Origin of the sequence: Streptomyces sp. NPDC046712 (genome assembly GCF_040645695.1) — a bacterium.
In the GTDB taxonomy this organism is placed as follows: Bacteria; Actinomycetota; Actinomycetes; order Streptomycetales; family Streptomycetaceae; genus Streptomyces.
This window is the reverse complement of sequence record NZ_JBEYYW010000004.1, coordinates 413619-423613: the sequence shown is the minus strand read 5'-3', so window position 1 is coordinate 423613 and position 9995 is coordinate 413619. Positions and strand designations below refer to the sequence as shown.

General features: G+C 73.3%; 7 protein-coding genes. 5 read left to right on the top strand and 2 right to left on the bottom strand.

The window, feature by feature from the left end; genetic code table 11:
• Window positions 1-180 precede the first annotated feature (180 nt).
• From ABZ939_RS08480 to moeZ, 5 genes are all read left to right on the top strand, one after another.
• Window positions 181-1830, top strand: coding sequence for a DUF3492 domain-containing protein (locus ABZ939_RS08480; RefSeq protein WP_361850689.1), 1650 nt, complete (start codon window positions 181-183; stop codon window positions 1828-1830).
• 13 nt (window positions 1831-1843) lie between these two features.
• Entirely contained in the window at window positions 1844-3382 is a 1539-nt protein-coding gene (locus ABZ939_RS08475) for a hypothetical protein (RefSeq protein ID WP_361850687.1), read from the top strand.
• Between the two features lie 309 nt (window positions 3383-3691).
• Window positions 3692-4669 (top strand): NAD-dependent epimerase/dehydratase family protein, encoded by a 978-nt coding sequence (locus ABZ939_RS08470; RefSeq protein WP_361850685.1) that lies wholly within the window; start codon window positions 3692-3694, stop codon window positions 4667-4669.
• Window positions 4657-5406: a spherulation-specific family 4 protein gene (locus ABZ939_RS08465; protein ID WP_361850683.1), complete on the top strand. Its 750-nt coding sequence runs from the start codon at window positions 4657-4659 to the stop codon at window positions 5404-5406. The genes ABZ939_RS08470 and ABZ939_RS08465 overlap by 13 nt, the downstream gene beginning before the upstream one ends.
• 63 nt (window positions 5407-5469) lie before the next feature.
• Window positions 5470-6648, top strand: a complete 1179-nt coding sequence (gene moeZ, locus ABZ939_RS08460) for an adenylyltransferase/sulfurtransferase MoeZ (RefSeq protein WP_361850681.1) — start codon at window positions 5470-5472, stop codon at window positions 6646-6648.
• Between the two features lie 69 nt (window positions 6649-6717).
• On the opposite strand, the gene ABZ939_RS08455 is transcribed toward moeZ, so the two are convergent.
• Window positions 6718-8253, bottom strand: a complete 1536-nt coding sequence (locus ABZ939_RS08455) for an alpha/beta hydrolase (RefSeq protein ID WP_361850679.1) — start codon at window positions 8251-8253, stop codon at window positions 6718-6720.
• Window positions 8254-8324: 71 nt separating this feature from the next.
• Entirely contained in the window at window positions 8325-9881 is a 1557-nt protein-coding gene (locus ABZ939_RS08450) for an alpha/beta hydrolase (protein ID WP_361850677.1), read from the bottom strand.
• Between the last annotated feature and the right edge of the window lie 114 nt (window positions 9882-9995).

Here is a 9995-nt window from a genome sequence, read left to right as displayed (position 1 = left end):
GCCGCTTCTCGTCCGACGCCCGCACGGTGTGGCTGCGCAGCAACCACGACCGGGAGTTCGCGGCACTGCTGGCCGACGGACAACCGTCCGTCGCGCCACCGGCATGTCCGCTTACGTTCTTCCCGCTGCGAGTCGCCGAGCCCCGGCGCCCGCAAGGAAAGGGAGATCGGGGGTGTGCTCATGCGGATCGGACTGCTTACGGAGGGTGGCTACCCGTACGCCACGGGTGAGTCCAGGCTCTGGTGCGACCGGCTCGTGCGCGGGCTCGCGCCGCACGAGTTCGACCTGTACGCCCTCAGCCGCAGCGCCCGGCAGGAGGAGTCCGGCTGGGTCGACCTGCCCCCGCAGGTCCGGCGCGTCCGCACGGCCCCGCTCTGGGCGCCCGAGGACGACGGCCGTACGCACGGGCGGCGCGAACGGCGACGCTTCGCGGGCCACTTCGGCGCGCTCGTGACGGGCATCTGCGCCGAGGACGACACCCTCCCCTCGTTCGCCGGCGACATCCCCGACGCCGCGCGCTCCTTCGCCGACGGGCTCTACGGACTGGCCGAACTGGCCCGCGAACGCGGCGGTCTCTACGCCGCCCTCCGCTCCGAACTCGCCGTCCGCACGCTGGAGTCCGCCTGCCACGCCCCCGGCGCACGCCGAGGGGTGGCCGAAGCCACCGTGCCCGACTACCTCGCCTTCGTCGACCACCTGGAGCGCGCCCTGCGCCCACTGTCGCTCGACTGGTACGGCGAGGACGGGCTCGGCGCGGTCGACCTCTGCCACGCCGCCTCCGGCGGATCGGCGGCGCTTCCCGGCCTGTTGGCCAAACGCTTCTTCGGCACTCCGCTGCTGGTCACCGAGTACGGCGTACAACTGCGCGCCCACTACCTCGCGGCCATCGACGCGCCACTGTCCGCGCCCGTACGCGCCCTGCTCGCCGCCTTCCACGGCCGGCTCGCCGCCGAGGTCTACCAGCAGGCCGCGCTCCTCACCCCCGGCAACACGCACGCGCGCCGCTGGCAGGAGAAGTGCGGGGCCGACCGGGCCAAGCTGCGCACGGTCTACCCCGGCATGGAGTCCGAGCGGTTCACCGAGGTCGGCGAGGACGAGGAGAGCGGCGACCCGGCCACCCTCGTCTGGGTCGGCCGCGTCGAACCCGCCAAGGACCTGATCGCGCTGCTGCACGCCTTCGCGGAGGTGCGCAAGGAACAGCCCGACGTCCGGCTGCGGATCACCGCGGCCCCGGTGCGCGAGCCCGGCGCCGACGCGTACCTCGCGCACTGCAGGGCGCTCGCGGCGCAGCTCTTCCCCGACGAGGCCGCCGGAGCGCACGAGGTCGGCGAGAACCCGGTCACCTTCGAGGAGATCGGCGGACCGGAGGCGCCGACGCTCGCCGACGCGTACGCGGCCGGCGCGGTCGTGGTCCTCTCCAGCGTCGTCGAGGGCTTCCCGATCAGCCTGGTCGAGGCGATGTTCTGCGCCCGCGCGACGGTGTCGACGGACGTCGGCGCGGTGGTCGAGGTCATCGGCGGCACCGGGCTCGTCGTACCCCCGCGCAATCCGCGGGCGCTCGCGGACGCGTGCCTGGCGCTGTTGCGCGACCCCGAGCGCCGCTACCGACTGGGCGCCGCGGCGCGCGCCCGCGCACTCGAACTCTTCACCGTCGAGCAGAACCTCGCGGCATTTCGCGGCATTTACCTGGAGCTCCTCTCTCACTCGCCGGTACGCCGCCGGGGCGCCGAGGGTGTCCCGTTCGCCCACCCGGCAGAGGCGTACGTCCCCGGCGCCTGGGCGGACCAGCCCGTGAGCGCCGCTGCCGGAGCGGGAGACCCCGATGCGTGAAGGAGGCACCCCCATGCGCGGCCCCGCCGCCCCCATGAGCCCCGGCCCCTGGGACTCCCACTCCGAGGCGCTCCTCGAGACGACGGCGCTGACCGTGGCCGTGACGGTCTCCGTGACGACCGACGGCCCGCCGCCGGTCGCGCCCTCGGAGGCCGCCACCCTGCCGAACGCATGGCGCGCCGCGGATCTCGACCTGCGGTCGGGGAGCCGGCCGGACGCGGACCGGATGGACCCGCGTCACGATGTGCGGCACGCGCCCCACGCTGCGAGCCGGGGGCCGCGGCCGGCGGCCACTGCCGCCGAGGACGACCGCCCCCAGGCGGAAAGGGGCGCCGTTCCCGGGCCGCAGGCCGGCGACCGGCTCGGGGCGAAGCCCGAGACGGCTCAGGGTCGGGGTCCCGCGCCGGAGGCGGCTGAGGGCCGGGGTGCCGGGCCTGAGGCGGCCGCTGCCGGGCCGGAGGTCGTCGAGGTGGCCGATACCGGCGCCCCGGGGGGCGAGGGCGTCCCCAGGGCGGCGGTCCGGCGAGGGCCGGCCGACCCCGTCAAGGCGCTCATGCACCGGCACCGGGAACTCTGCGAGCGGGCCGTCGATCCCCTGGAGATCGCCGCCGGGCTCGAGGCCCACGGGGTCACCGACCGGACCGCCGCGCGGTTCCGGCACCGGGACGTGTTCTCGCTCGCCGAAGAGCTGTACGCGCGCGTGCCGCGGCAGAACGGGGCGCCCGTGCGCCCCGCGGACGAGGACGGCGCGCGCGCCGGGTGGGCCGGGTGGACCCTGGCCGCCCTGACGCCCGGTGCCGTCACCGCCCTCGCCGTCACCGGACTCGCGCTCACCGAAGGGCCCGTGCGCCTCGCCGTCGGCGTGGCCGGGGCCCTCGGCCTGGCCGCCGCACTCGCCGTCGCCGTCCGGCGCGGCCCCCTGCGCGCCGCCGGCCGCACCGTCCCCGCCGCCTGCGTCTGGACCCTCTGGCTCCTCGCGTACGCGGTCGGCGGGGACGGCCTTCTGCAGCAGGTGCTCACCGGCGGACCCGACGGCGGCTGGGACATCACGCCCCGACCCCTCCTCGGTCTCGCCCTCGCCGTGGCCCCCGCCGCCTGGTGCGCCCGGCTCTTCGCCACCAGGGCCCGCCGCAAGCTGGCGGCCAGCCGGGGCCTGGAGGACTTCGCGGCCGGCACCCGACCCCTGCTCCTCGCCACCGTGGCCCTCCATCTGGTCGCCCTCGCCGGCCTGTTGGGTCTTACGGGCTTCGCGCCCGGCGCCCTCGCGCTCGGCGCCCTCCTCCTGCTCGCCCGGCTCCTGACCGTCCACGGGTTCCCCGAGACCGCCGCGAACGGCCTCGCCGCCGCCTGCGCCGCCGAGGCACTCGCCCTCGCGAGCGTCCTGGCGGGCCGGGTCCCCGGCTGCGACCTCCTCGCCGCCCCGGTCCGCGCCCTCGTCGACACCTGGGGCCCCGGGGCCGTACCCACCCTCGTCTGCGGCGCGGCGGCGCTCGGCCTGCTGGCCCACGCCACCGCCGCCCTCTCCCGGGCCTCGGCCCACGCCAACCCATAGGGGGTGTCATGCCGATCAGCCCGGGCTCGCGCGCCCTGGCAGCCCGCCGCTCCCCCGTAGCCGGCCCTCCGGGCACGGGAGACGCCCCGTCGCCCCCTCCTCCGCCTTGCGAGCCGGCCCCCAGGCCCACCCGCGGCGGCAGCGCCGATGTCACGGCGGCCGGTTCGCCACCACACCCCATGAACCCCGGCGCACCCGCGGAGCCGACGCCGCGGGCGTGCCCACCACGCAGGACCCATTCCAAGGAGACGAAAGAGACATGACCTCCCTACCCCCAGCAACGGCCGGTCGGCACGAAGGGGCCGCACGATGAGGGTGCTGCTGCTCGGAGCCAATGGATTCCTCGGCCGCTTCGTCGCCGACCGGCTGCTCGCCGACCCGGCCGTGCACCTCACCGCCCTCGGGCGGGGCGACGACGCCGATGTACGGTTCGACCTCGCCGGCGGCAGCCCCGGCGCGCTGACCCGGTTCCTGGACGCCGTCCATCCCGGTGTCGTCGTCAACTGCGCCGGTGCCACCCGCGGCGGCGCCCGCGAACTGACCCGGCACAACACCGTCGCCGTCGCCACCGTCTGCGAGGCCCTGCGCCGCAGCGGCTGCGGCGCCCGGCTCGTCCAGGTCGGCTGCGCCTCCGAGTACGGGCCCTCCCAGCCCGGCTCCTCCACCGCCGAGGACGCCGTGCCCCGCCCCGGCGGCCCGTACGGCGTCTCCAAGCTCGCCGCGACCGAACTGGTCCTCGGGTCCGGACTCGACGCCGTGGTCCTCCGGGTCTTCTCCCCGGTGGGCCCCGGCACCCCGGCCGGCTCCCCGCTCGGCCGCCTCGCCGAGGCCATGCGCCGCGCCATGCAGGCCGGCGACGGCGAGCTCAAGCTCAGCGGCCTCGGCGTCCAGCGCGACTTCGTCGACGTACGGGACGTGGCCCGCGCCGTCCACGCGGCCTCGCTCTCCGCCGCCCAGGGCGTCGTCAACATCGGTACCGGCCGCGCCGTCAGGCTGCGCGACGCCGCCGCCGTCCTGGCCCGCGTCGCCGGATACGCCGGCACCCTGCACGAACTCGACGGCCCGCACGGTCCGCACGGCCCGACCCAGCGACCGGTCATCGGCGCCCCCCGCACCGAGACCATCGCCGAGCAACTGGCCGCCGCGCCCTACCCGTACCCCGACGGCTGCGGCAGCTGGCAGCAGGCCGACGTCCGCACCGCACGCGACCGGCTCGGCTGGCGCCCCCGGATCAACCTGGAGGAGTCGCTCGCCGACATCTGGATGGAGGCGGCATGTCGCATCTGACCACGAGCACGACCGGGGCCGTTCAGGAGACGGAGATGGGCTTCGGGGTCCCCGGCTACGCCCACCCGCTGCTCGCCCCCGTCGAATGGGCCGAACTGACCCGCCCCGGCACCCCCCTGCACTGGGCCGTGCTCAACGTCGCCGAAGGGCCGGGGGACCGGCCCGACCCGCACTGTCTGGAGGCGGCGGGGAAGCTGCGGAACGGGGGCGTCAGGGTCCTCGGGCACCTGGACATGTGCCACGGCTCGCGCGAGTTCGGCGAACTCGTCTCGGACGCCCACCGCTTCCTCGACTGGTACCGGGTCGACGGCTTCTACCTGGACCGCTGCCCCACCGACCGGGCCGACCTGCCCGAGGTGAGACGCGTCACAGCCACCCTGGAGGCGGTTCTCGACGGCGAGGCCCACCTCGTCCTCGCCCACGGCACCCATCCGTATGCGGGCTACGCCGAGACCGCCGACCAGCTGGTCACCTTCTCCGGGCCGTGGGCGGACTACCGCTGGTCGCAGGTGGCGGAGTGGACCGCCGATCACCCGCCGGAGAAGTTCGTCCACCTCGTCCACGGCGTGCCGCGCAGCCATCTCGACGAGGCGATGCGGATCGCCCGCTGGCAGGGCGCGGGGACGATCTTCTTCACGGACCACGCGGACCGCTCCGGACAAACGGACCCATTCCAAACCCTGCCCGGCTACTGGGACGAAATCGTCTCGCGCATTGGACCAGGTGTCTCGGAATGAGGAGGGCCGTGGCAGTGTTACGGGGAGAACAACCGTACTGACATACCGACCAACGGAGCCCCCGTGTCGCTGCCACCCCTGGTCGAGCCGGCTGCCGAGCTCACCGTAGACGAGGTCCGCAGGTACTCCCGCCACCTGATCATCCCCGATGTCGGGATGGACGGGCAGAAGCGGCTGAAGAACGCCAAGGTGCTGTGTGTGGGCGCCGGTGGCCTCGGTTCGCCGGCCCTGATGTACCTGGCCGCGGCCGGTGTGGGCACGCTCGGCATCGTGGAGTTCGACGAGGTCGACGAGTCGAACCTGCAGCGCCAGATCATCCACAGCCAGTCGGACATCGGCCGCTCCAAGGCGGAGTCCGCCAAGGACTCGGTCCTCGGCATCAACCCGTACGTGAACGTGATCCTCCACGAAGAGCGGCTCGAGGCCGAGAACGTGATGGACATCTTCAGCCAGTACGACCTGATCGTCGACGGCACGGACAACTTCGCCACGCGGTACCTCGTCAACGACGCGTGCGTGCTGCTGAACAAGCCGTACGTCTGGGGCTCGATCTACCGCTTCGACGGCCAGGCCTCGGTCTTCTGGTCCGAGTACGGCCCCTGCTACCGCTGCCTCTACCCGGAGCCCCCGCCGCCGGGCATGGTTCCGTCCTGCGCCGAGGGCGGCGTGCTCGGCGTGCTCTGCGCGTCCATCGGCTCCATCCAGGTCACCGAGGCGATCAAGGTCCTGGCCGGCGTGGGTGACCCGCTGGTCGGCCGACTGATGATCTACGACGCCCTGGAGATGCAGTACCGCCAGGTGAAGGTCCGCAAGGACCCCAACTGCGCGGTCTGCGGAGACAACCCGACCGTCACCGAGCTCATCGACTACGAGGCCTTCTGCGGCGTCGTGTCCGAGGAGGCCCAGGAGGCGGCGCTCGGCTCGACGATCACTCCCAAGCAGCTCAAGGAGTGGATCGACGAGGGCGAGAACATCGACATCATCGATGTCCGGGAGATCAACGAGTACGAGATCGTCTCGATCCCCGGCGCGCGTCTCATCCCCAAGAACGAGTTCCTGATGGGCAGCGCCCTCCAGGACCTCCCGCAGGACAAGCGGATCGTCCTGCACTGCAAGACGGGTGTCCGCAGTGCGGAAGTCCTCGCCGTGCTCAAGTCCGCGGGCTTCGCGGACGCGGTGCACGTCGGCGGCGGCGTGATCGGCTGGGTGAACCAGATCGAGCCCGAGAAGCCGGTCTACTAGCAGCGGGGAAAGGGCCCGGACCTGATGTCAGGTCCGGGCCCTTCCGTCTGCCGTTCGGCAGGTCGGTCCTCAGGAGCAGCGCTTGCCGTACGCCGGGACCTTGCCGTCCAGGAGATAGGTGTCGACCGTCCTCGTCACGCAGGACGACGTGCCGTACGCGCCGTGGCCCTCGCCCTCGTTGCTGACCAGGACGCCCACGCCGGCGCCCAGCTCCTTCGCCATCCGCTCGGCCCCCTCGTACGGGGTCGCCGGGTCACCGGTCGTACCGACGACCAGGATCGGGCCCGCGCCCGGCGCGCTCACGTCCGGATCGACCCGCTCGCCCTTCACCGGCCACTCCGCGCACCAGCCCGCCGTGTCCCAGGCCAGGAACGCGCCGAAGACCGGGGAGAGCCTGCGGAACTCGGGCAGCAGCGCCTTCGCCTGGGCGAGCGTCGGACGCTCCGCCGAGTCGGCGCAGGAGATCGCCCGCTGGGAGTGTGACTGGGTGGAGTAGTGCCCGGACGGGTCCCGGTCGTTGTACGCGTCGGCGAGGGCGAGGAGCTGCGAGCCGTCACCGTCCTCGACCGCCGCCAGCGCCGCCGTCAGCGCGGGCCAACTGCTCTCCGAGTACAGCGTGATCGCGATGCCGGGGAGCGCCAGGCTCTCGGTGAGCTTCCGGTCCCCGACGGGCAACGGCTCGCGGTCCAGCCGGTCGAGCAGGCGGCGGATCCGGGCGTTGCCGGCCTTCGTTCCCTCGCCGGTGCTCTTCAGATAGTTGTCCAGGGCCCGCTGGAAGCCGATGGTCTGGTTGCGGGCGTGGCCCGCGCCGTCGGCGGTCGGGTCGACGACCGCGTCGAGGACGGTCCGGCCGACGTGCGAAGGGAACAGATGGGCGTAGGCGGCGCCGAGCTGGGTGCCGTAGGAGATGCCGAAGTAGTTCAGCTTGTCGTCGCCGAGGACGTGCCGGATCAGGTCCAGGTCACGTGCGGTGTTGCTGGTCGTGGTGTGCGGGATGACCTTGCCGGAGCGGCGGGCGCAGCCGGCGCCGAAGTCGGTGCCGTCCTCGAAGAACGCCGTCTCCTCGGCCGCCGTGTCCGGCGTGAGGTCCGTACGGGCCTCGGCCGCGGCGAGCTCCTTGTCGTCCCGGCACACGACGCCCGCGCTCTTCCCGACGCCCCGCGGGTCGAAGCCGACCAGGTCGTAGCGGCGGTTCAGATTGCCGTACTCCTGGGCGGCGCGGGGAAGGATGGCGACCCCGGAGGCGCCCGGCCCGCCGAAGTTGAAGAGGAGGGAGCCGATCCGCTCGCTCTTGTCGCGAGCCTCCTTGCGGATCAGCGCGACCGGGATCGTCTCGCCGGCGGGCTTCGTGTGGTCGAGCGGGACCCGGACGCTCGCGCAGCGCCAGTCGGCGCCGGGCTTCTCGCCGCCCTCGGGCGCCTCGCAGGGCTTCCACGCCGGTCGCTGCGAGGTGAGCGTGTCCGGCAGACCGGTCGCGGCGGGCGCCTTGGCGTCCGCTCCCGGCGATGTCGTGCGGGGGGTGTCGGTGGCGGTTCCGGTGCTCGTGCAGCCGGCGACCAGCAGCCCGGTGACGGCCAGAACCGCCGCCCGTATCCGTATGGACATGTGTGAGTGACCCCCCGGGTTCCGGACCGAACCGCCATCCTAGGCGGGGCCTCGCGGGCCCCGCGCGGCGGCTACTTGCACACGGTCCCCGAGGCCGGCACCTTCCCCTCCAGGAAGTACGCGTTGACCGTGTCCTGCACGCACCTGTTGCCGCCGTTGTACGCGCCGTGGCCCTCGCCCTCGAACGTCAGCTCCACGCCGACGCCCTTGCCCAGCGCGTCCACCATCGCCTTGGCGCCCGCAAAGGGGGTCGCCGGGTCGCCCGTCGTGCCGAGCACCAGGATCGGGGCGGCGCCGGGCGCGGAGACGTCCGGGTGCTCCCAGGTACCGGGGACCGGCCACTGGGAGCAGCTCGACAGGGCCCAGCCCATCCATTCGCCGAACACGGCGGACGCCTCGCGGAACTCGGGGAGCCGCTCCTTGGCCTGGCCGAGGGTGTAACGCTCCTTGTAGTCCACGCAGTTGATCGCCGCGTTCGCCGCCTGGATGTTGCTGTAACTGCCGTTCTGGTCACGCCCGTTCATGGAGTCGGAGAGGGCGAGCAGCAGCGCGCCGTCGCCGCCGTCGGCCGCGTCAAGACCCTGCTCCAGGTACTGCCAGAACTCCTTGGAGTACAGGGCCTGCGCGATGCCGTTGGTGGCCTGGGTCTGGGTGAGCTCGCGGTCCCCGATCCCGGGGATCGGCTTCTTGTCGAGCTCGTCCAGGAGGTCGATGATGAACGCCTCGATCTCGGCGACCGTCGAACCGGGCAGGGTGCACGCGTCGCCGCGGGCCACACAGTCCTTCGCGAAGTTGTCGAGGGCGAGCTGGAACCCTCTGGCCTGGCCGAGCGCCCCGGCCTCCGTGCCGGCGTTCGGATCGACGACCGCGTCGAAGAGGGCGCGGCCGACTTTCGACGGGAACAAGTGGGCGTACACCCCGCCGAGTTCCGTGCCGTAGGAGATCCCGAAGTAGTGCAGCTTGTCGTCGCCGAGGACCTGGCGCATCAGGTCGAGGTCACGGGCGGCGTTCTCGGTGCCGACGTGGGGGAGCATCGCGCCGGAGTCCTTCTCGCAGCCGGCGGCGTACTTCTTCTGCGCCTCGGAGAGCGTCCGTTCCTCCGCGGCGTCGTCCGGGGAGAAGTCCAGGGCGTAGTACTCGTCCAGTTCCTTGTCGGTCAGGCACTGGACGTCCTCGCTGCGGCCGACGCCCCGGGGATCGAAGGAGACGAGGTCGTAGCGGGTCCTGAGCTTCTCGTAGTCCGGGGCGAAGGAGGGCAGGCCGGTGATGCCGGAGCCGCCGGGACCGCCGAAGTTGTAGATCATGGAGCCGATCCGCTGGGCCTGGCTGCGGGACTTGGCACGGATCAGGGCCAGCTCGATGGTCTCGCCGTCCGGCTCCGCGTAGTCGAGCGGCACGTCCATGAAGGAGCACTCCCAGGCTGCCCCGCCGGGCAGCGGGGAGGGCGCGAGGCCGCCGCCCTCCGCGGGGGACGGCGGCGGGCAGGGGGCCCACTCCAGCCGCTGCGCGGCGAGATCGGTGGGCGCCTCGGATGCCTTGTCCTTGTCGCCGTTGTCCGAGCATCCGACGGCGAGCAACACGGTGGTCGCGGTGAGCAGGGCGGCGCGCTGCGCGGCGGAGATCGGCATAGAGCCATCGTGTGCCGTGCGCGGTGCCCCCGCTCGGGCGAGTGGGCCAGGCGGGGGAGTGCGCCACAGGGGCGCGGGGAACCACGCGATCAGCCACCGCCGCCGTCTCTCGTA

Coding starts and splice junctions, on each gene's coding strand:
- ABZ939_RS08480 (WP_361850689.1), top strand. CDS start 181: ATGCGGATCGGACTGCTTACGGAGGGTGGCTACCCGTACGCCACGGGT.
- ABZ939_RS08475 (WP_361850687.1), top strand. CDS start 1,844: ATGCGCGGCCCCGCCGCCCCCATGAGCCCCGGCCCCTGGGACTCCCAC.
- ABZ939_RS08470 (WP_361850685.1), top strand. CDS start 3,692: ATGAGGGTGCTGCTGCTCGGAGCCAATGGATTCCTCGGCCGCTTCGTC.
- ABZ939_RS08465 (WP_361850683.1), top strand. CDS start 4,657: ATGTCGCATCTGACCACGAGCACGACCGGGGCCGTTCAGGAGACGGAG.
- ABZ939_RS08455 (WP_361850679.1), bottom strand. CDS start 8,253: ATGTCCATACGGATACGGGCGGCGGTTCTGGCCGTCACCGGGCTGCTG.
- ABZ939_RS08450 (WP_361850677.1), bottom strand. CDS start 9,881: ATGCCGATCTCCGCCGCGCAGCGCGCCGCCCTGCTCACCGCGACCACC.